Source organism: Lachnobacterium bovis (assembly GCF_900111325.1).
GTDB classification, from domain to species: Bacteria; Bacillota; Clostridia; order Lachnospirales; family Lachnospiraceae; genus Roseburia; species Roseburia bovis_A.
In genome coordinates, this window is record NZ_FOGW01000006.1 from 85,387 (window position 1) to 105,603 (window position 20,217).

Below are 20,217 nucleotides of genomic sequence, written 5' to 3' on the forward strand. Positions count from 1 at the left end.
TTAAAAATATGAAAATTTGTTATAATTAAATTTAAATGACTATAAAGAGTAGGAAGTAGATATATGGGCGCAAAAAACGAATTATTAAATAGAATTAATAATTCATACAGTAGTATGAGTAAAGGTCAAAAGATACTTGCAACTTATATAACAGATAATTATGATAAAGCTGTTTTTTTGACAGCTGCCAAATTAGGCGAAACTGTAGGAGTTTCAGAATCAACTGTTGTTAGGTTTGCGATGCACCTTGGCTATAAAGGTTATCCGGAATTTCAGAAATCTTTAGAAGAATTAGTTAGAAATAAGTTGAATTCTATTCAAAGAATGGAAGTGACATATGGAAGAATTAGTCAATCGGAGATTTTACAGTCTGTTCTACAATCAGATGCAGAAAAAATAAAAAGCACAATTGAAAGAATTGATTCAAATGCGTTCGAATTAGCTGTTGATACGATTTTAGCGGCAAAAAATATTTATATTGTTGGTATAAGAAGTTGTGCACCTTTGGCAAGTTTCTTGTCTTTTTATTTGAACTTAATAATTGATAATGTTCATTTGTTGCAAACTAGCAGTTCAAGTGAGTTATTTGAGCAAATGGTCAGAATTGATAAAGATGATGTAATTATTGGAATTAGTTTTCCAAGATATTCAATGAGAACTTTAAAAGCATTAGAATTTGCAAATAAGAGAAATGCAAAGGTTATTACAATAACAGATAGTGTACATTCGCCAATGAATTTATATTCATCATGTAATTTGATTGCTGATAGTGATATGGCTTCAATTGTTGATTCTTTAGTAGCACCACTTAGTGTAATTAATGCACTAATAGTCGCATTATGTATGAAAAAACAAAAAGAAGTGGCCAAAACACTTACAATGTTAGAAGATATTTGGAATGAATATCAAGTTTACGAGAATGATGAAATAGATTACATAGATGATAAAGTTAAATTAAGATATGCAAAATTAGGAGATATTGATAATGAGTAAAGTTGTTGTGATTGGCGGTGGCCCAGCAGGTTGTTTTGCGGCTTATTACGCAGCACAAAATGGTAATGATGTGATTCTAATTGAAAAAAATGAAAAATTAGGAAAAAAATTATACATAACAGGAAAAGGCAGATGCAATGTTACAAATGCAAGTGATATGGATGAACTATTGTCGAACGTAATGGGTAATAATAAATTCTTGTACAGTGCATTTAATGATTTTTCTAATAAGGATGTTATGGAATTTTTTGAAAATAGAAAAACACACCTTAAAATAGAAAGAGGAAATCGTGTCTTTCCTAAATCAGATCATTCGTCGGATATAATTTCATGTTTGAAAAGAGCACTTGATGATGAGGGTGTAGAAATAATGTTTAACAGTAATGTTAAGGAATTAATATATGATCATCTTACTGTTGAAGAAAAAGCAGAAAAAATAGATCCAAATTCAAAATATAAAAAGAAAAAAGAAAAAAAGAAATTGGATAAAATTGTTAAAGGCGTTGTTCTTTCTGATGGAAGTAAAATTTTGGCAGATAAAGTCGTTGTTGCTACTGGAGGCTTTTCATATCAAACAACAGGTAGTACAGGCGATGGATATAAATTTGCAGAGAATGTTGGACATAAAATTATAGAAGTTTCACCTGCTTTAGTTCCTTTTAATATAAAGGAAGAATGGGTGAAGAGCTTACAAGGATTATCATTAAAAAATGTTTCATTACGAATAATGTCACCTAAGAATAAGAAATTATATGAAGATTTTGGTGAAATGTTATTTACGCATTTTGGTGTAAGTGGACCAATGATTTTATCAGCAAGCTCAAATATTAAACCTAGAGATTTTGAAAATGAGCTACATCTTTTTATTGATTTGAAACCAGCTTTAGATGAGGCTACATTAGATAAGAGAATTTTAAGAGAATTTGAAAGTGGTATTAATAAACAATTTAAAAATGTTTTAGGTCACTTGTTTCCAACTAAATTGATTCCTATCATTGTTAATTTATCTACTATTGATGCCGATAAACAGGTTAACGATATATCTAGAGTAGAGCGATTAGATTTTGTAAAATTGATTAAAAATTTACCAATGACAATTGTTAGTAAAAGAAGCTTCAATGAAGCAATAATTACAAAAGGTGGAGTGACTGTTAAAGAAGTTGATCCATCTACAATGGGGTCAAAGGTATGCAAAAATTTATTTTTCTGTGGAGAAGTGCTTGATTTAGATGCATTGACTGGTGGATATAATTTACAAATTGCATGGTCGACAGGACATTTGGCTGGAATATCATGTTAAAGTTTGGTATTATGTTATAGGAGATTGGATTCTCCAAAAATAAAAAACAAATGAGGAATGAAAGATGAATATAAATGTTGCAATTGATGGACCAGCTGGTGCAGGCAAAAGTACTATAGCTAAAAGATTAGCTGCTGAATTATCATATATTTACGTTGACACTGGGGCTATGTATAGAGCCATGGCATATTATTTTATGAAAAATGGTATTGACTCAACTGATAAAGAAAAAATTGATTCAGTATGCAAAGATATTGATATTACAATAACTCATAAAAATGGAGAACAGGTTGTATTATTAAATGGTGAAAATGTTAATGGGTTAATTAGACAAGAAGCTGTTGGTAATATGGCGTCTAAAGTAAGTGTCTATCCAACTGTTAGAACTAAATTAGTTGATTTGCAGAGACAATTAGCTAAAAAAGAAAATGTTATAATGGATGGAAGAGATATCGGTACCGTCGTTTTACCAGATGCTCAAGTTAAGATATATTTAACAGCAAGTTCAAAAACAAGAGCACAGCGTAGATTTGACGAGCTTTGTGCTAAAGGTTTAGAGTGTGATATTGATGTAATTGAGAAAGATATTATTGAAAGAGATAAACAAGATATGAATAGAGAAGTATCACCTCTTAGACAAGCTGAAGATGCTGTTTTATTAGATTCATCAAATCTTGATATCGATGGTGTTTTATCCGAAATGAAGAGAATTATTGATGAAAAAATAAATAAATAAGGAGTGTATAAATGCAAGTAACATTAGCAGAGAGTGCTGGATTTTGTTTTGGTGTTACTAGAGCAATTAATCTAGTTTATAGTCAAATAGAAGAAAATGAAGGCGCTATTTACACTTACGGTCCTATAATTCACAATGAAGAAGTGGTTAAGGACTTAGAGAATAAAGGTGTTAAGGTTATAAATGACCTTGATGAATTAAAGGATTTAGAGGCAGGTACAATCGTTATTAGAAGTCATGGAATTAGTAGCGATGAGTACAAGCAGATAGAAGAAAATGGATTTTCTATAGTTGATGCTACGTGTCCATTTGTATTAAAAATTCACAGAGTGGTTGAAGAATATAGTAAAAAGGGATATCATGTAGTTATTGTTGGTAATCAATCACATCCTGAAGTAAAAGGTATATGTGGTTGGGTAAGCGGTAAAAATGTAACGGTTGTGAATAACCTTGATGAAGCTAAGAATTTTCAGTTAAAAGATGAAATTCCAATTTGTATTGTGTCACAAACAACCTTCAATCTAAAGAAATTTCAAGATATAGTTGAAATTATTGAAAAAAAAGGTTATGATATAATTGTTTTAAATACAATCTGTAGTGCAACTGAAAAAAGACAGACTGAAGCAAGAGAGATTGCACGTAAGTCTGATGCTATGATTGTGATTGGCGGAAAGAGCAGTTCAAATACACAGAAGCTATTTGAAATATGTAAAACGGAATGTGAAAATACTTACTATATACAAACGAGTGACGATATGGATTATACGAAGTTGAAATCCGTCAATAACGTAGGTATTACCGCAGGGGCATCAACCCCAAAGAATATTATTGAGGAGGTTTCAAAGAATGTCAGAAATGAGCTTTGAACAAATGTTAGAAGAGTCAATTAAAACTATAAGAAATGGAGAAGTAGTCGAGGGTACTGTTATTGACGTTAAACCAGAAGAAATCGTATTGAATATCGGCTATAAAGCAGATGGAATCATTTCTCGTAATGAGTATACAAATGAGCCAAATGTAGATTTAACTACAGTTGTTAAAGTAGGCGATACAATGGAAGCTAAAGTTATTAAAATTAACGATGGCGAAGGTCAGGTTTTATTGTCATACAGACGTCTTGCTGCAGAAAAAGGAAGCAAACGTTTACAAGAAGCATTTGAGAATGAAGAAGTTTTAACTGCTAAAGTTACTCAGGTACTTAACGGTGGTGTATGTGTTAACGTTGATGAAACTCGTGTATTTATTCCAGCAAGTTTAGTATCAGATTCTTTCGAAAAAGATTTATCAAAATTTAAAGATCAGGAAATCGAATTTGTTATTACAGAATTTGATCCTAGACATAGAAGAATTATTGGTAACAGAAAGAAATTATTAGTTGCTAAAAAAGCTGAGACTCAGAAAGAATTATTAGAAAAACTTAAAGTTAATGATGTTGTTGAAGGAACAGTTAAAAATGTAACTGATTTCGGAGCATTCATCGATTTAGGTGGAGTTGATGGTTTATTACATATCTCTGAAATGTCATGGGGAAGAGTAGAAAGCCCTAAGAAAGTATTTAAAGTAGGAGATAAAGTAAAAGTATTTGTTAAAGAAATCAATGGTTCTAAAATTGCTTTAAGCAAAAAATTTGATGAAGAAAATCCATGGAACAATGCAGAAGAAAAATTCGCTGTAGGAAATATCGTAAAAGGTAAAGTTGCTAGAATGACAGATTTTGGTGCTTTCGTTGAAATCGCTCCTGGAGTAGATGCATTATTACATGTTTCTCAAATTTCAAAAGATCATGTTGAAAAACCTTCAGACGTTTTATCTGTTGGACAGGATGTTGAAGCTAAAGTTGTTGACTTCAATGTTGAAGAACGCAAAATTAGTTTAAGCGTTAAAGCTTTAACAGAAAATTCTGAAGAAGTTGAAACAGAAGAATAATTTTCAATTTGGAAAACTATGATAAATATTAAAATTTGACAAATTTTGTTATTTGTGTTTTAATATTTAGTGCTTTGATATGGTTATTTTAGTAACCTAGCTTTAGAAAAGTCTATGTTATTTTGGTAGACATAGCAAAATAAAAAAACATCGGATTTAAAGCTGGATGCTTAGTATGGCATTCGGCTTTTTTTCTATTCTTTTTTATTTTTTTTGCCGATATAGAAAGTGAGGTTTCTAAAAAATAGTATCATATAATTAACAGTGACATCTATTGGAGTAAGGAGGTTTTACACTAAATGCTGGATAGTAATTATGAGGATTTCAAAAAAAATGTGCTTGCGTTGACGAAGATAGATTTGAATTGCTATAAAGAAAAGCAAATGAGAAGACGTATTAATACGTTAATAACTAAAAATAAACTTAAATCGTATGATGATTATGTAAAATTAATTAAAACGAATACGGAGAAGTTTGAAGAATTTATAAATTTTCTGACGATAAATGTTTCAGAATTTTATAGGAACACGGATCAATGGAAATTGCTCGATAAAGAAATTTTTCCAAAACTTGTTGAAGGTAAACGTCAAATAAAAATTTGGAGTGCTGCGTGTTCGACAGGAGATGAGCCATATTCAATTGCAATGGCCTTGTCTAATCATACAAGTCTAAGCAATTTAAAAATTATTGCAACAGATATTGATAAACAGGTATTGTCTCAAGCTAAAGTTGGTTTGTATAATTCTAAAAGTGTTTCTGGTGTTCCAGATGATATGAAAAGAAAATATTTAACCAAAGTAGGTGCATCTTATAAAGTAGCAGATGAAATAAAAAATTGTGTTGAATTTAAAGAACATAATTTGTTAAAAGATCCTTATCCAACAGATTGTGATATGATTGTATGTAGAAATGTTGTTATTTATTTTACAGACGAAGCAAAGGATGAAATATATAGAAAATTCTATAAATCACTTAAAAAAGGTGGTTATCTATTTATAGGCAGCACAGAGCAAATAATGAATTATAAAGATATGGGATATTTGAGACATAGCTCATTTTTCTTTGAAAAATAAGAAAAATTTTGTAATTAAATAAAATGATTATAATACCAAGTAGTTCTTTATTGACTTAAGATTATTTAATAATTTTAAGGCGAGTGAGAATTTACTTGGTATTATTTATGCAAAAATTTAATTTGTTTTAAGCTCATAACACTAGTTTATTTAAGCTCATAACACTAGTTTATTTAAGCTCATAACACTAGTTTATTTTAAGTTCATAACACTAGTTTATTTTAAGTTCATAACACTAGTTTATTTTAAGTTCAGAACATATTGATTTTGTTATGTGGTGCACGTATTTACATAAACAATCATAATTACTAAAAAAGTTTGCATCTGTAAGAAAATAAGTTGTATTCGAATCATAATCATGTTTAAAGGTATATTCAAAGTCATCGTTAAATGTCGGTAAAAAAATTCCTTCTTTTAATTGATAGGCTGTTCTAGCAGTCGCCTTTTTCCTTTTATCAGAAGACAAAAAAGATGCGAGACTACTATGAATAGCATATCCATCGTTTTCAAGAAAATAATAGTTTTTATAATCACTATAAAAATGTTTTAAAACGCCACAATAAACTGGAACACGTATTGTAGTTTGGTTATTATTAAATTTTAAATATATATTGTGGTATCGATAATTTATTGTATTTGGTACGATAAAGTTATTTTTTAAAGTAAAAAATAATTCAATTTGTTGTGTGTTATTTATATCGAGATACGTGTTTTGTTCAACATTGCTCAAAGTGTATTCTCCAGTAAGAATATATTCGTAGGATATTATATCTAATAGTGACAATAAATAAATAACATCATCATGATTATGTTGTAATAAAAGTTCAAGTTGTTTACTTGAATTGCTTGGATCAACTACGTAATTTTTATAGACATCTATTAATTCACCACCATTATAGGTATCAATTCTATTAATTCCTAAAAAATTTTCAACAGTTTTTTGCTTATAGTTTTCTAAATTAAAAAAAGATTTTAGCTTTGAAATTCTTTTGAAGATATCATAGCTAAAAATAGAGTGGTTAAATGTTGAATTAATAAATGATTTTTCAAAATAATTTTCTGCACGTTGTTTTATAAAGGGAATATCAAAATGATCACCATTGAAGGTTATTAATTTTATAGAATCATTTTTTTCCTTTTGAGCTTTAAGCAAATTAAAAAAATTCAATAAACATTCTTTTTCATCATCTAGAGAATCACAGAAAAGTTGAGTTAGTATAATATTATCAGCTTGTTTATAAATCATTCCTATAAGATAGATGGAAGAAAATTTTGAGGAAAAACCAGTTGTTTCTATATCGAAAATAATTGCATTTTCAGAAAATATTTTTTTAATATTGCTAGATAGTAAATGATAATGTTTTGTTATATCTTTATTTATAATTTGCATACACAATCCTCCATTCTATAAATAAGCTTATGGATATTATACTATAATTCAGTTATATTATTCAAATTTATAAATTTTAGTTTATATTTATTTGGAATATATGTACAAAATTAAATATATTTTTGATAAATAATTATGAGAAAACTTGTAAAATGTATTGAAAAAAATACAATATATATGTAAAAATGTTCAATAGTTGTGTTATAATTAAGTAAAATAGTATTATGTTTGAAAAATATTCGCGAAAAAGAATATTATCAAACATATATAGCGAATTTTATATTGTTTTTACAAAATAAAGGAAAGTGAGGCATAAAGATGGGGGTTAGGACATTTAAAGGTGGAATTCATCCTTTTGATGGAAAAAAGTTTACTAGAGATTTACCTATTAGGGAAGTGTTACCCAAGGGAGAATTAGTATTTCCTTTATCGCAGCATATTGGTGCGCCTGCACAACCAATTGTAAAAAAAGGGGATACAGTTTTAAAGGGACAAAAAATTGCTGAATCAGGTGGTTTTGTTTCTTCACCTATTTTTTCATCAGTATCAGGTGTAGTTAAAACAATTGAACCAAGACGAGTCGCAACTGGCGATTTAGTAAATTCTATCATTATTGAGAGTGATGATAATTTTACAGAAGTAGAATATGAGAAAGTTGAAGATTTTAACAAGCTCTCAAATGAAGAAATAATAAATAGAATAAAAGAGGCTGGAGTTGTTGGTATGGGTGGAGCAGGTTTTCCAACCCATGTAAAACTTTCGCCAAAAGATCCAGATAAGATTGAATACATTATTGCAAATTGTGCAGAATGTGAACCTTATTTGACATCAGATTATAGAAGAATGCTTGAAAATACGGATGAGCTAATTGGTGGTATGAAAATCATACTTAAATTGTTTAAAAACGCAAAAGGTATTTTAGGAATAGAGGATAATAAATTAGAAGCTATTGAAAAAATACATGATATCGTTAAAAAAGATGATAGACTTGAGGTTTGTCAATTAATAACAAAGTATCCTCAAGGTGGCGAACGTCAACTTATATTTGCTTCAACTGGAAGAAAAATTAATTCAAAAATGTTGCCAGCTGATGCAGGATGTATAGTTGATAATGTTGAGACGATTATTGCTATTTACAGAGCGGTTACCAAAGGATGTCCAGTAATAAAACGAATAGCTACAGTTAGTGGAAATGCTGTGAAAAATCCAGGCAATTATTTGTATAGTATTGGAACAAGTTATAAACAAATTATAGAAGCAGCAGGTGGTTTTGTAGTTGAACCTGAAAAAATCGTTTCAGGTGGACCTATGATGGGGTTTTCTATGTTTTCTTTAGACATTCCAATGACAAAAACATCCTCATCAATACTTTGCTTTAAAGAAGATGTTGTATCTAAAGTTGAAACAAGAGCATGTATTAATTGTGGAAGATGTGTTGAGGCGTGTCCTGAACAGTTAATACCATCAAGGCTACATAAATTTGCAGATCAAGGACGCGAAGAAAAATTTATAAAATGGAATGGATTAGAGTGCATAGAGTGTGGAAGTTGCACATATGTATGTCCATCAAGAAGACAAGTTGCACAATCAATAAAGACTATGAAAAAGAATCTTATAGCAAAAAAAAGAAAAAAATAATAATCAATTCAAGAAAAGAAATATATCCAAAGTACTAGTTAAAATATACAAAAAAATAATACGGAAGAAGAGGTGACTATTGTGAGTGAAAAAAATGATGTTTTATATCAAGTTTCTTCATCACCACATATTAGAGCAAATGATTCTACAGCAAGGATAATGTTATATGTTATTTTAGCATTATTACCAGCTACTTTCTTTGGAATATATAATTTTGGAATCAGAGCACTAATTGTTGTGTTAGTATCAATTTTATCATGTGTTTTATCAGAGTTATGTTTTAATAAAATCGTGAAAAAAGAAAGCACAATATCAGATTTAAGTTGTGTTGTAACCGGTTTGCTTTTGGGATTAAACTTACCAGCAACTCTTCCTTTCTGGGAAGCAGCAGTTGGTGGTATATTTGCAATTATAATAGTAAAAATGTTATTTGGCGGCTTGGGTCAAAATTTCATGAATCCAGCATTAGGTGCTAGATGCTTTTTATTAATTTCATTTGCTGCAGATATGACAAATTTTAATATTGATGCATATTCAGGAGCAACACCACTTGCAGTAATAAAAAATGAGGGTATGTCAAATGTCAATTCTTTGAAAATGTTACTTGGTCAAACAGCGGGTACAATTGGTGAAACATCAACAGTTGCAATCGTACTTGGTGCAGCTTTCCTTATTTTAGTAGGAGTTATTGATTTAACAATACCAGCAAGTTACATATTATCATTTGTTGTATTTATCTCAATTTTTGGAAAATATCAATTTGATGTTAATTATATCATTGCTGAAATTTGTGGTGGTGGTTTGATGTTAGGTGCATTCTTTATGGCAACTGATTATGTGACATCACCAATCACACCAAGAGGAAGACTTATATTTGGAATTTGTTGTGGAGTTTTAACAGGATTGTTTAGATGCTTTGGGGCAAATGCAGAAGGCGTTTCATTTGCAATTATTTTAAGCAATTTGTTAGTTCCTATAATAGAAGACAATACAATTCCAACTGCATTTGGTGTAAGTAAGGAGGCAAAGAAAAATGAATAAAAAAATTATACATGATGCTTTGATTCTTACAGCATTTACTTTGATTTTAGGATTTATATTGGGGGCTGTTTATAATATTACAAAGGGACCAATAGATGCCGCAGAAGAAAAAACAGCTCAAACAGCATATAAAGCAGTTTTTAAAGATGCTGATTCGTTTAAAAAACATTCGTTCAACAAAAATAAAATAAACAAACAATTAAGCAAAAAAGGTTATGATGATGTAATAGAAGATATACAAGAAGCTAAGGATAAAAATGGAAAAGTGATTGGTTATGTACTTACTGTTACAGCAAAGGATGGTAGCCAGGGAAGTATTACTTTTTCAGTTGGTATAAAAAATGATGGAACATTAAATGGATATTCTATTACCGCTTCAGGAGAAACACCTGGCTTAGGATTAAAAGCAAGTGAAAATGAGTTTTCAAATCAGTTCAAAAATAAGAAAGTTGATAAACTTGAGGTTGTAAAACAAAAACCTTCACAAGATAATGAAATTCAAGCAATTACAGGTGCTACAATTACTTCAAAAGCTGTATCTAATGGATGCAATGCGGCTATAGAGACATTTAAGACAAATCTAAAAGGAGGTAAGGCATAATGGGAAAGAATACAGAAAGATTATATAACGGTATAATTAAAGAAAATCCTACATTTGTTTTAATGTTAGGTATGTGTCCAACATTAGCTGTAACCTCTTCAGCAATAAACGGTATTGGAATGGGACTTTCTACAACTGTAGTTTTGATTTTATCAAATCTTATTATTTCATTTTTTAGAAAGACAATCCCAAATGGCGTAAGAATGCCTGCATATATTGTTATTGTTGCATCTTTAGTTACTGTGGTTGAATTTGTAATGAAAGCATATTTGCCATCATTGTCAGCAGCATTAGGAGTTTATATTCCTCTTATTGTTGTAAACTGTATTATTTTAGGGCGTGCCGAAAGTTACGCTTCAAAAAATCCTGTAATACCTTCAATTTTTGATGGTATCGGTATGGGATTAGGATTTACTATTGGCTTATTTTTCATTGGTTTGGTTCGTGAAACAATTGGAGCTGGAACAATGTTAGGTTTTCCAGTTTTAAAACAAATTAAAGGTTTTACACCAATGACAATTTTTATTATGGCACCAGGAGCTTTTCTTGTATTAGCTTTTTTAGTTGCTGGAATGAATATTGTTAGAAAAAAAATGGAAAAGAAAGGTACTCCTTTAGCACCACCATCAGGATGCTTAAGTGGAGCTTGTCTAGGTTGTTCGAATGCAACATTATGCGGTGGTGTAGAGAACAATTTAAAATCTAATGATAAGGATAAACAAAATAGTAAATAAAGGAGGTAAAAATAAATGAAAGCTTTGCTAGTTATTGCAATTAGTTCTGCTATTGTAAATAATGTTGTGCTTAGTCAATTCCTTGGAATTTGTGCTTTTCTTGGTGTTTCAAAGAAAAAAGAAACAGCAGCTGGAATGGGAGGCGCAGTAGTTTTTGTAATTACAATGTCAGCATTTATTACAAGCTTAATATATAAATTCATTTTAAAACCGTTAGATATAGAGTATTTGAAAACAATAGTATTTATTTTAGTTATAGCGGCTTTAGTTCAATTTGTTGAAATGTTTCTTAAAAAATCAATTCCATCATTATACAAAGCACTTGGCGTATATTTACCATTGATTACAACAAACTGTGCGGTTTTAGGTGTTGCAATTAATAGTGTTACATATGATTATAATGTATTAGAGAGTGTAGTATATGGTTTTACGACAGGAATCGGATTTTTGATTGCTATTGTACTTATGGCTGGAATACGTGAAAAAATTGAATATAATGACATACCTAAAACATTTCAAGGAACTGCAACAGTATTACTTATTGCGTGCTTAATGTCAATTGCATTCATGGGATTTTCAGGTATGATTTAGGGGGAATGACGAATGAATATTACTGCAATTATAATTCCTGCTATTGTTGTAGGATGTGTAGGTTTATTAATAGCAATTTTTCTAGGGCTGGCAGGAGAAAAATTTAAAGTTCCGGTTGATGAAAGAGAAGAAAAAATAGTTGATGTATTACCAGGAAATAACTGTGGCGGCTGTGGTTATGCAGGCTGTTCTGGTTTGGCAGCAGCTATTGTAAAAGGTGAAGCACCTGTTAATCAATGCCCGGTCGGTGGTCCGCCAGTTGCTAAACTCGTGGGCGATATAATGGGGGTAAAAGCAGAAAGTGAAGAGAAAAAAGTCGCTTTTGTTAAATGCTCTGGTACCTGTGATAAGACAAAAGATTTCTACGTATATACAGGAAATAAAAAGTGTTCAGACGTAAAATTTGTTCCTAACGGAGGAGCAAAGTCTTGTCGTTATGGTTGCTTAGGATTTGGTGAATGTGTAGAGGCATGTCCATTTGGTGCAATTCATATTGTAGATGGAAAAATAGCCCAAGTAGATCCATTAGAATGTAAAGCATGTGGAAAATGTATAGATGCATGTCCACAAAAATTAATTGAGCTTGTACCATATAATGCAGCTCATATTGTAAAATGTAGCTCAAAAGATAAGGGTAAAGATGTTATGAAAGCTTGTTCTGTTGGATGTATAGCTTGTCATTTATGTGAAAAAAATTGCCCTGTTGGTGCTATATCAGTTACTGATAATTTGGCTCACATAGATCAGGAAAAATGTACAGGTTGTGGAATTTGTGCGGAAAAATGTCCAAAGAAAATTATTTTATAGTTGTTTAGTAATAATAGAAAAAATGATCTTAATTATCATTGTATTGCTAAAGGCAAGCAAGATATATTAAGATCATTTTTATATGCATTAAACTTAATTTTATATGTAAAAAAATATATCTATTAAATTAAGTTGTATATTTTTTTAGGTTAAGATAAGGTATAAGTATTGTCTGTTAATTTAAAATTTTTAACTCCTTTGGTGAGGTATATTTTTTTGTCTTTTGTAATAAATATTGCTTCAACGTTTTTGAGATTTTCGATGTATTTTTTCCCGTCGTGTAATCCCATTGTAAAAACACTTGTACTTAAAGCATCTGCAGTTGTAGATTTTTTGGTGATAATAGTTACCCCTTCTAGGTTGTTTTCAACAGGATATCCGTTTGAAGTACTAAGTATGTGATGATATATTTTGTTGTCACATTTAAAAAAGCGTTCATATATACCTGAAGTAACAACAGATTTATTAGATACGCGTAAAGAACCTATCGTAGTGTTTGGCGAAAAAGGTTTTTGAATGCCAATATTAAATTCAGAAGATTTTTTTTTATTTATAGTTAAAATATTTCCGCCTAAATTTATAATTGCTCTTTCGTGTAGAGAAGTAGTATTAAGATATTCTTTTAATTTATCCGCAATGTATCCTTTGGCAATTCCACCTAAATCAATTTTTGAGTTCGAATCACTAAGTTTAACAGAATTATTTTTTATTTTTATATTTTCATAATTTATGTGAGATAATAAACTATTAATTTTTTGAGAAGGTGGAATATTTTTTTTATCATCTAAATTACCTGTAGCGTCTGTTTTTTTTGCTTTGTCAGATATATCCCATAAATCTGTAAGCTTACCTATCGTTGGATCGAATAAACCGTTCGTATCTTTGGCAGCTTTAATTGAATATTTTAGTAGCTCTATAGTGTCTGAATTTACATGTACAAATTGGTTTGGATTATTGTTTATTTTAGAAATATCACTATTTTTTTTGGATACAGAAAATAGATTATCATATTTGTTAATTATTTCAAAACATTTATTAATGTATTTTTCGTCTTCAGTATTATAAACAGTGATAGTTATAATCGTATCTAAAGAAAAATTAGATTTAGTTATAGGTTTAGTTGATAAATTTTTTTCCTCATAAATATATTTAGATATGGTAAACGTAATTACTAGTAAAAAAATAGTAATTAATGTCAATGATACCACTTTTTTTGAATGTTTCATGTCTTTTCCCTCCGATAATTATATGTAACTCAATAATATCACACTAAATAATAAATGTCATTAATCTGCTATTCGAAAATAAGTTCTAAAATTTTACTTGCTGATTATTGGGTTTTATGATATTGTATAAGTTGAATGTTTATAGATGATTGTAGAAAGGTGAATGAGAATGAGACAAAATAAAAAATACAAAAGAGTTGTAATTAAAATCGGTTCGTCGTCTCTTACACACGAAGAGACAGGTAATCAGGATTTTATTAAAATTGAACATTTAGTAAGGCAGTTATGCGATTTACAAAATCGTGGAATAGATGTATGTCTAGTTAGTTCTGGTGCGATAGCTGTTGGACGCAAGGCATTAAATCTAAAAGAACGCCCCACTACAACATCTACAAAACAGGCTTGTGCCGCTGTAGGACAAAGCAGGTTAATGATGACTTATCAGAAATTTTTTGGCGAATATAATCATATTGCTGGTCAGATCTTGCTGACGAAGAACACAATGATTAATCCGGTGTCTAGAGATAATGCTAAAAACACATTTGATGAGTTATTTAATATGGGAGTTGTTCCTATTGTAAATGAAAATGATACAGTTAGTACTTATGAGATGAAGTTCGGAGATAATGATACTTTATCGGCGCTAGTAGCTTCTTTAGTTGAGGCAGATTTATTGATTTTATTATCAGATATTGATGGTTTATATACCGATGATCCACATGGTAATCCAAATGCTGAGTTAATAGAAGAAGTATCGGAGATTAATGCTGATATTTTGTCGATGGCAAAGGGAAGTACTGGAAGTGATATAGGTACAGGTGGAATGGCCACCAAATTAATGGCAGCCAAAGTTGCAACAGAATCTGGTGCTGACATGATAATTGCTAATGCTTCTGATATTAGTGTTATTAGCAAAATTTTTGATGGCAATTATAAGGGTACTAAATTTAATAGGAAGAATAATCCTAATTTTAATTTGGCAAATTTTATTATAGAAAGTATAGGGTAGTGAAATGACAAAAGAAAAAATTGATCGAATTAATGAATTGTATCGTAAATCTAAAGATCAGGGTTTAACACCTGAAGAAAAGAAAGAACAATTAATTTTAAGGAAAGAATTTATTGCTGATATCAAGCAAAATGTTGCTAGTCAACTAAATAATATAGATATGGTTCAACCAGATGGTACAATTAAAAATTTAGGAGAAGAGCACGCTAAGAACCATAAAGGACATTAATTTTATGGATAAAAAAGAATTTAGAAAGAATGCTTTAGCACAAAGAAAAAAAATACCAAAAGATGTTAAAAATCAAAAAAGTCAAAAAATTGTCAAAAAAATTGTAGAGTCAAAAGAGTATGCTTTAAGTGATATCATTTTCGCATATGCAGCATTAGAAGATGAAGTTAATTTAGATGAATTAATTACAAAAGCATTATCTGATGGAAAGAGTGTATATTTACCTAAAGTAGAGGAGGATAGTATGCAATTTTTTAAAATTAAATCATTAGATGATTTAGAAAAAGGTACATTTAATGTTAGAGAACCTAAGGCAATTTGTAAAGCGTTTGATGATAGAATATATGATTTGATTAGTTGCCAAGAGACTGATTTAAATAAATCTAGTAAACATCAAATTATTACATATACTCCAGGTGTTGCTTTTACGAGAAAAGGCGATAGAATGGGATATGGTAAGGGATATTATGATAGATTTTTTGAAAAATATCCTAATTTATTAAAAATAGGTATTGCATTTGAAGAGCAGATTTATCCTACAACATATTCACAAGAGTATGATGTGGTTTTAGATGAAGTTATTACAGCATAAAGATACAATAATCTTTATTAAGAATAATTTTATAATTGGAGGAGAAGCATGGAAATAAAAAATTTATGTAAAAAGGCTTTTGAAGTAAAACATGATGTAGCAAAATTGACAACAAATGAAAAAAATAAAATATTAATGGATGCAGCTGAACAGCTTATAGAAGATAGTGAAGCTATTATAGCAGCTAATAAAGTTGACATGAAAAATGCTGTTGAAAATAATATGCCACAAGGCTTGCAAGATCGCTTGTTATTAACAGTTGAGAGAATAGAAGATATGGCAGAGGGTGTAAGACAAATCGCTAATTTAGATGATCCAATAGGTAATGTATTGTCTATGAATAAGCGACCAAATGGACTTTTAATCGGGAAAAAGGTAGTTCCACTTGGTGTTGTAGGCGTAATATACGAGGCTAGACCTAACGTTACATCGGATGTTTTTGGATTATGCTTAAAAACAGGTAATTGTGCAATCTTAAAAGGTGGTAAAGATGCTATAAATTCAAATATTGCCATTGTAAATTGCTTAAAAAAGGCATTGCTTAAAAATGAAGCACCGATCGATGCTGTTTCAATTATTGAAGATACTTCTAGAGAAAAAACATATGAGCTGATGAAAATGAATCAATATATTGATGTGTTAATTCCAAGAGGTGGAAAGGGCTTAATAAAGTCAGTTGTTGATAATTCAACAATACCTGTAATAGAAACAGGAACAGGAAATTGTCATATTTATGTTGATGAAAGTGCTGATTTTGATAAAGCTATTGCGATTATTGAGAATGCAAAAACTCAACGTATCGGAGTTTGTAATGCAGCAGAATCATTGGTTATAAATAAAAAAATAGCTAGTGAATTTTTGCCAAGACTTTATACTGTTTTAACAAATAAAAAAGTAAAGTTGTATGTAGATGAAGAGGCAATGGCATGTTTAGGCGATGTGACATCAGTATATGAGGCTACAGAAGAAGATTGGGGTATGGAATATCTAGATTATAAAATATCTGTTAAAGTTGTTGAGTCGATTGAAGAGGCTATTAAGCATATAAATCGATATAATACAGGACATTCCGAAGCAATTATTACAGAAAATTATTCTAGAGCACAGAAATTTTTAGATGAAATAGATGCTGCATGTGTATATGTTAATGCATCAACAAGATTTACAGACGGAAATGAATTTGGATTTGGTGCGGAAATAGGTATTAGCACGCAAAAAATACATGCAAGAGGACCAATGGGTTTAGAAGCACTAACAAGTTCGAAATATATCATTTATGGAAACGGTCAGATAAGATAGTTTCAAAATGAAATAAAATAGAAGTAGAGGAATATATGAGAGATTTTGAATTAAATTTAACACCTGAACAGGAATCAAAAAAACAATATGAGTACATGGAAAAAGCAAAAGAATTAGTTAGTATCAAGGAAAAAGAACTTGGTAGAAAATTAACTTTTTCTGTTGTAACATTTGGATGCCAAATGAATGCAAGAGATTCAGAAAAATTAGTTGGTATTTTAACAGAAATGGGCTATGTTGAAGTAGAAGATGAACATGCTGATTTTGTTATGTACAATACTTGTACAGTAAGAGAGAATGCTGATAATAAAGTATGGGGAAGATTAGGATATCTTCAGAGTTATAAAAAGAAAAATCCTCATATGATTATTGGATTATGTGGCTGCATGATGCAAGAGCCAGGTGTAGTAGAAAAATTAAAGAAAAGCTATAAACATGTGAATTTGATTTTTGGAACACATAATATTTATAAATTTGCAGAATTAGTATACAGATGTTTATCTTCTAATAAACAAATTATTGATGTATGGAAAGAAAATGATAAAATAGTTGAAGATTTGCCAATTAAACGTAAGTTTAAATTCAAATCAGGAGTTAATATTATGTTTGGATGCAACAACTTCTGCAGTTATTGCATAGTTCCATATGTAAGAGGAAGAGAAAAAAGCCGTGAGCCAAAGGATATAATCAGAGAAATTGAAGGATTAGTAGCCGATGGTGTATGCGAGGTTATGTTACTCGGACAAAACGTTAACTCATATGGTAAGAATTTAGATAATCCAATGAGTTTTGCAAATCTTTTACGTGAAGTTAATAAAATTGAAGGATTAAAACGTATTAGATTTATGACATCACATCCAAAAGATTTATCAGACGATTTAATTTTAGCAATGAAAGAGTGTGATAAGGTATGTGGTCATATGCATTTGCCTCTTCAGTCTGGAAGTTCAAGAATCTTAAAAGTAATGAATAGACATTATGACAAAGAAAAATATTTAGATATTGTTAGAAAATTAAGAGAAGCAATTCCAGATATTGCTATTACAACAGATATTATTGTTGGTTTTCCTGGCGAAACAGAAGAAGACTTTGAAGAAACATTAAATGTCGTTAAAGAAGTTGAATATGATAGTGCATTTACTTTTATTTATTCAAAACGTACAGGTACACCAGCTGCAACAATGGATAATCAGGTTCCACATGACGTTATTAAAGATAGATTTAATCGATTATTAAAAGTTGTACAAGAAATTTCTGCCAAAAAAGCCAAAAGTTTAGAAGGAAAAGTTGTACCAGTTTTAGTTGAAGGATTAAACGAGCACGATGATTCATTAGTAACAGGACGTCTAGAGAATAACTTAGTTGTACATTTTAAAGGTACAGAGGATATGATTGGTCAGATTTATAATGTTAAATTAGAAGAATCTAAAGGTTTCTACTTCTTAGGAGGAATCGTATAATGCCCCAAAAAATGGGAAAAAATGATTTTTTTCTACTTTTTGCGTTGGCAATAATATTTATTATATTTTTTACCTTCTTTTACCTTTTTGAGGTGAAGGAAGGTAAAAGTATTATAGTTACAGTTAACGGTAAAGAATATGGTAAATATGAACTTGCAACTAACCAAAGTATAAAAATCAAATATAATGGCAAAGTTATAAATGAACTTCAAATTAAAGATGGAAAAGCATCTATGCAAAGTGCAACATGTCCAGATAAATTGTGTGTTAAACAACATGAAATTTCTAAAAAGAACGAGACAATAGTTTGTTTGCCAAATAAAGTGGTTGTAACGGTTGTGTATGATGATGTAAACAATGGTGATAATATAGATGCCATTTCGAAATAGTTGTATTTAATTAGTTGGAGAGGATATTTTGCAAAATAAAAAAATAACTAGAATGGCTTTTTTTACAGCACTTGCATTAATCTTTAGTTATATAGAAACGCTAATACCATTTAATATTGGAATACCAGGTGTTAAACTTGGATTAGCAAATATTATTGCAGTATGGGCAATATATGTATTTGGTTTTAAAGAAGCGGTAGCTATTTCTTTTTTAAGAATAGTTTTATCAGGTTTCTTATTTGGAAATGTATTTGGTATTATTTATTCATTATCAGGAGCCACATTGAGTCTTATAGTAATGGGATTTTTAAAGGAGACAAATCTTTTTCATTGCATTACTATTAGTATTTATGGTGGAGTTTTTCATAATATTGGTCAAATAATAGTAGCTATGTTTATAGTTGAAAATTATAAAATTTCGTATTATATACCAGTACTTATGATAGTTGGAACATTCACAGGATTGCTGATAGGAATAGTTTCTTTTGAAATATTAACAAGAACAATGAGCGTATTTAAAGATTAAATTGAATAGTGCAATAAAATATGTAAGGTGAAAATATGTATAGATATATAAGAGGACAGCTTGAAGAAATCGAAGCAAGTAGTATTGTGGTTGAAGCAGCAGGTGTTGGGTATAATTTAATTGTGTCTAATCAAACACTCAGTATGATTCCACAAATTGGACAGGAGGTCAAAATTTATACTTACTTAGCAGTACGTGAAGATGCAATGGTATTATATGGATTTTGCAACAAAGATGAATTAAATGTGTTTAAGTGTTTAATTGGTGTAAATGGTGTGGGACCTAAAGTCGCAATTGGTATTTTGTCTGCAATGACAACAAATGAGATTAGATTTGCAATTGCGGCAAAAGATAATAAGGCAATATCGAAGGCACCAGGAATTGGACCAAAAACAGCACAAAGAATAATATTAGAATTACAAGATAAGCTTAAACTTGAAGATGCATTAGAAAATAATTTGGATAATAATACAGCTTCTAAAAATAATGTTCAGATGGGACAAATTAAAGAAGATGCTATTTTAGCATTAAATGCTTTGGGATTTAGTTCAACTGAAGCGTTAAATGCAGTTTCTAAGGTGGTTATTACTGAAGGTATGGAAAGTGATGACGTTTTAAAAGCCGCATTAAAATATATGTAAAATACAAGTTTGAGAG

Annotated in this window: 22 protein-coding genes; 20 read left to right on the forward strand and 2 right to left on the reverse strand. The window is 30.0% G+C overall.

Annotated features, from left to right (window positions below; translation table 11 throughout):
- Positions 1-63: 63 nt before the first annotated feature.
- From BMY79_RS02975 to BMY79_RS03000, 6 genes are all read left to right on the forward strand, one after another.
- Positions 64-993, forward strand: a complete 930-nt coding sequence (locus BMY79_RS02975) for a MurR/RpiR family transcriptional regulator (RefSeq protein ID WP_022748041.1) — start codon at positions 64-66, stop codon at positions 991-993.
- Positions 986-2,293 (forward strand): BaiN/RdsA family NAD(P)/FAD-dependent oxidoreductase, encoded by a 1,308-nt coding sequence (locus tag BMY79_RS02980; protein ID WP_074730389.1) that lies wholly within the window; start codon positions 986-988, stop codon positions 2,291-2,293. The genes BMY79_RS02975 and BMY79_RS02980 overlap by 8 nt, the downstream gene beginning before the upstream one ends.
- A 64-nt stretch (positions 2,294-2,357) precedes the next feature.
- Positions 2,358-3,029 carry a (d)CMP kinase gene (gene cmk / locus BMY79_RS02985; protein WP_029067371.1) on the forward strand — a complete coding sequence of 224 codons (672 nt, stop codon included), beginning with the start codon at positions 2,358-2,360 and terminating at the stop codon, positions 3,027-3,029.
- A gap of 11 nt (positions 3,030-3,040) precedes the next feature.
- Positions 3,041-3,895 (forward strand): 4-hydroxy-3-methylbut-2-enyl diphosphate reductase, encoded by an 855-nt coding sequence (gene ispH / locus BMY79_RS02990; RefSeq protein WP_022748045.1) that lies wholly within the window; start codon positions 3,041-3,043, stop codon positions 3,893-3,895.
- Entirely contained in the window at positions 3,876-4,955 is a 1,080-nt protein-coding gene (gene rpsA, locus BMY79_RS02995) for a 30S ribosomal protein S1 (RefSeq protein WP_022748047.1), read from the forward strand. Before ispH ends, rpsA begins: the two co-directional genes overlap by 20 nt.
- A 299-nt stretch (positions 4,956-5,254) precedes the next feature.
- Positions 5,255-6,028 (forward strand): CheR family methyltransferase, encoded by a 774-nt coding sequence (locus tag BMY79_RS03000; protein ID WP_022748048.1) that lies wholly within the window; start codon positions 5,255-5,257, stop codon positions 6,026-6,028.
- A 235-nt stretch (positions 6,029-6,263) separates the two neighbouring features.
- On the opposite strand, the gene BMY79_RS03005 is transcribed toward BMY79_RS03000, so the two are convergent.
- Entirely contained in the window at positions 6,264-7,418 is a 1,155-nt protein-coding gene (locus tag BMY79_RS03005) for a ribonuclease H-like domain-containing protein (protein ID WP_074730390.1), read from the reverse strand.
- A 318-nt stretch (positions 7,419-7,736) separates the two neighbouring features.
- Between BMY79_RS03005 and rsxC the strand changes: the two genes are divergently transcribed.
- The 6 genes from rsxC to BMY79_RS03035 all read left to right on the forward strand — a co-directional run bounded on the left by rsxC (position 7,737) and on the right by BMY79_RS03035 (position 12,830).
- Positions 7,737-9,056 (forward strand): electron transport complex subunit RsxC, encoded by a 1,320-nt coding sequence (rsxC, locus tag BMY79_RS03010; protein WP_074730391.1) that lies wholly within the window; start codon positions 7,737-7,739, stop codon positions 9,054-9,056.
- A gap of 81 nt (positions 9,057-9,137) precedes the next feature.
- A complete protein-coding gene (locus BMY79_RS03015; protein ID WP_022748053.1) occupies positions 9,138-10,097 on the forward strand; it encodes an RnfABCDGE type electron transport complex subunit D in 960 nt (319 codons plus the stop codon).
- Positions 10,090-10,698, forward strand: a complete 609-nt coding sequence (locus tag BMY79_RS03020) for an RnfABCDGE type electron transport complex subunit G (RefSeq protein ID WP_022748054.1) — start codon at positions 10,090-10,092, stop codon at positions 10,696-10,698. Before BMY79_RS03015 ends, BMY79_RS03020 begins: the two co-directional genes overlap by 8 nt.
- On the forward strand, positions 10,698-11,432 hold the full coding sequence (rsxE, locus tag BMY79_RS03025; protein WP_022748055.1) for an electron transport complex subunit RsxE: 735 nt from the start codon (positions 10,698-10,700) through the stop codon (positions 11,430-11,432). Before BMY79_RS03020 ends, rsxE begins: the two co-directional genes overlap by 1 nt.
- A 15-nt stretch (positions 11,433-11,447) precedes the next feature.
- On the forward strand, positions 11,448-12,023 hold the full coding sequence (locus BMY79_RS03030) for an electron transport complex protein RnfA (RefSeq protein WP_022748057.1): 576 nt from the start codon (positions 11,448-11,450) through the stop codon (positions 12,021-12,023).
- Between the two features lie 12 nt (positions 12,024-12,035).
- Positions 12,036-12,830, forward strand: coding sequence for an RnfABCDGE type electron transport complex subunit B (locus BMY79_RS03035; protein WP_074730392.1), 795 nt, complete (start codon positions 12,036-12,038; stop codon positions 12,828-12,830).
- Between the two features lie 149 nt (positions 12,831-12,979).
- Here BMY79_RS03035 and BMY79_RS03040 read toward each other — a convergent pair whose 3' ends face one another.
- Entirely contained in the window at positions 12,980-14,056 is a 1,077-nt protein-coding gene (locus tag BMY79_RS03040) for an FAD:protein FMN transferase (protein ID WP_074730393.1), read from the reverse strand.
- A gap of 163 nt (positions 14,057-14,219) precedes the next feature.
- Here BMY79_RS03040 and proB point away from each other — a divergent pair, with 163 nt between their 5' ends.
- Genes proB through ruvA form a run of 8 tightly spaced genes read left to right on the forward strand, consistent with a single transcriptional unit; the run spans position 14,220 to position 20,201 of the window.
- Complete coding sequence (proB, locus tag BMY79_RS03045; protein ID WP_034226119.1) at positions 14,220-15,065, forward strand: glutamate 5-kinase; 846 nt, start codon at positions 14,220-14,222, stop codon at positions 15,063-15,065.
- Between the two features lie 4 nt (positions 15,066-15,069).
- Positions 15,070-15,294 carry a DUF896 domain-containing protein gene (locus tag BMY79_RS03050; protein WP_022748062.1) on the forward strand — a complete coding sequence of 75 codons (225 nt, stop codon included), beginning with the start codon at positions 15,070-15,072 and terminating at the stop codon, positions 15,292-15,294.
- A 4-nt stretch (positions 15,295-15,298) separates the two neighbouring features.
- The gene (locus tag BMY79_RS03055; RefSeq protein WP_022748064.1) at positions 15,299-15,886 is read left to right on the forward strand and encodes a 5-formyltetrahydrofolate cyclo-ligase; all 588 of its coding nucleotides are present in this window, start codon (positions 15,299-15,301) and stop codon (positions 15,884-15,886) included.
- A 48-nt stretch (positions 15,887-15,934) separates the two neighbouring features.
- A complete protein-coding gene (locus BMY79_RS03060) occupies positions 15,935-17,185 on the forward strand; it encodes a glutamate-5-semialdehyde dehydrogenase (protein ID WP_074730394.1) in 1,251 nt (416 codons plus the stop codon).
- A gap of 35 nt (positions 17,186-17,220) precedes the next feature.
- Positions 17,221-18,645 (forward strand): tRNA (N6-isopentenyl adenosine(37)-C2)-methylthiotransferase MiaB, encoded by a 1,425-nt coding sequence (gene miaB, locus BMY79_RS03065; RefSeq protein ID WP_022748067.1) that lies wholly within the window; start codon positions 17,221-17,223, stop codon positions 18,643-18,645.
- Positions 18,645-19,034, forward strand: a complete 390-nt coding sequence (locus BMY79_RS03070; RefSeq protein ID WP_074730395.1) for a NusG domain II-containing protein — start codon at positions 18,645-18,647, stop codon at positions 19,032-19,034. The genes miaB and BMY79_RS03070 overlap by 1 nt, the downstream gene beginning before the upstream one ends.
- A gap of 28 nt (positions 19,035-19,062) precedes the next feature.
- The gene (locus BMY79_RS03075) at positions 19,063-19,560 is read left to right on the forward strand and encodes a Gx transporter family protein (protein WP_022748070.1); all 498 of its coding nucleotides are present in this window, start codon (positions 19,063-19,065) and stop codon (positions 19,558-19,560) included.
- Positions 19,561-19,595: 35 nt separating this feature from the next.
- On the forward strand, positions 19,596-20,201 hold the full coding sequence (ruvA, locus tag BMY79_RS03080; RefSeq protein WP_074730396.1) for a Holliday junction branch migration protein RuvA: 606 nt from the start codon (positions 19,596-19,598) through the stop codon (positions 20,199-20,201).
- The last annotated feature ends 16 nt before the right edge of the window (positions 20,202-20,217 follow it).

Coding starts and splice junctions, on each gene's coding strand:
- BMY79_RS02975 (WP_022748041.1), top strand. CDS start 64: ATGGGCGCAAAAAACGAATTATTAAATAGAATTAATAATTCATACAGT.
- BMY79_RS02980 (WP_074730389.1), top strand. CDS start 986: ATGAGTAAAGTTGTTGTGATTGGCGGTGGCCCAGCAGGTTGTTTTGCG.
- cmk (WP_029067371.1), top strand. CDS start 2,358: ATGAATATAAATGTTGCAATTGATGGACCAGCTGGTGCAGGCAAAAGT.
- ispH (WP_022748045.1), top strand. CDS start 3,041: ATGCAAGTAACATTAGCAGAGAGTGCTGGATTTTGTTTTGGTGTTACT.
- rpsA (WP_022748047.1), top strand. CDS start 3,876: ATGTCAGAAATGAGCTTTGAACAAATGTTAGAAGAGTCAATTAAAACT.
- BMY79_RS03000 (WP_022748048.1), top strand. CDS start 5,255: ATGCTGGATAGTAATTATGAGGATTTCAAAAAAAATGTGCTTGCGTTG.
- BMY79_RS03005 (WP_074730390.1), bottom strand. CDS start 7,418: ATGCAAATTATAAATAAAGATATAACAAAACATTATCATTTACTATCT.
- rsxC (WP_074730391.1), top strand. CDS start 7,737: ATGGGGGTTAGGACATTTAAAGGTGGAATTCATCCTTTTGATGGAAAA.
- BMY79_RS03020 (WP_022748054.1), top strand. CDS start 10,090: ATGAATAAAAAAATTATACATGATGCTTTGATTCTTACAGCATTTACT.
- rsxE (WP_022748055.1), top strand. CDS start 10,698: ATGGGAAAGAATACAGAAAGATTATATAACGGTATAATTAAAGAAAAT.
- BMY79_RS03030 (WP_022748057.1), top strand. CDS start 11,448: ATGAAAGCTTTGCTAGTTATTGCAATTAGTTCTGCTATTGTAAATAAT.
- BMY79_RS03035 (WP_074730392.1), top strand. CDS start 12,036: ATGAATATTACTGCAATTATAATTCCTGCTATTGTTGTAGGATGTGTA.
- BMY79_RS03040 (WP_074730393.1), bottom strand. CDS start 14,056: ATGAAACATTCAAAAAAAGTGGTATCATTGACATTAATTACTATTTTT.
- proB (WP_034226119.1), top strand. CDS start 14,220: ATGAGAATGAGACAAAATAAAAAATACAAAAGAGTTGTAATTAAAATC.
- BMY79_RS03050 (WP_022748062.1), top strand. CDS start 15,070: ATGACAAAAGAAAAAATTGATCGAATTAATGAATTGTATCGTAAATCT.
- BMY79_RS03055 (WP_022748064.1), top strand. CDS start 15,299: ATGGATAAAAAAGAATTTAGAAAGAATGCTTTAGCACAAAGAAAAAAA.
- BMY79_RS03060 (WP_074730394.1), top strand. CDS start 15,935: ATGGAAATAAAAAATTTATGTAAAAAGGCTTTTGAAGTAAAACATGAT.
- miaB (WP_022748067.1), top strand. CDS start 17,221: ATGAGAGATTTTGAATTAAATTTAACACCTGAACAGGAATCAAAAAAA.
- BMY79_RS03070 (WP_074730395.1), top strand. CDS start 18,645: ATGCCCCAAAAAATGGGAAAAAATGATTTTTTTCTACTTTTTGCGTTG.
- ruvA (WP_074730396.1), top strand. CDS start 19,596: ATGTATAGATATATAAGAGGACAGCTTGAAGAAATCGAAGCAAGTAGT.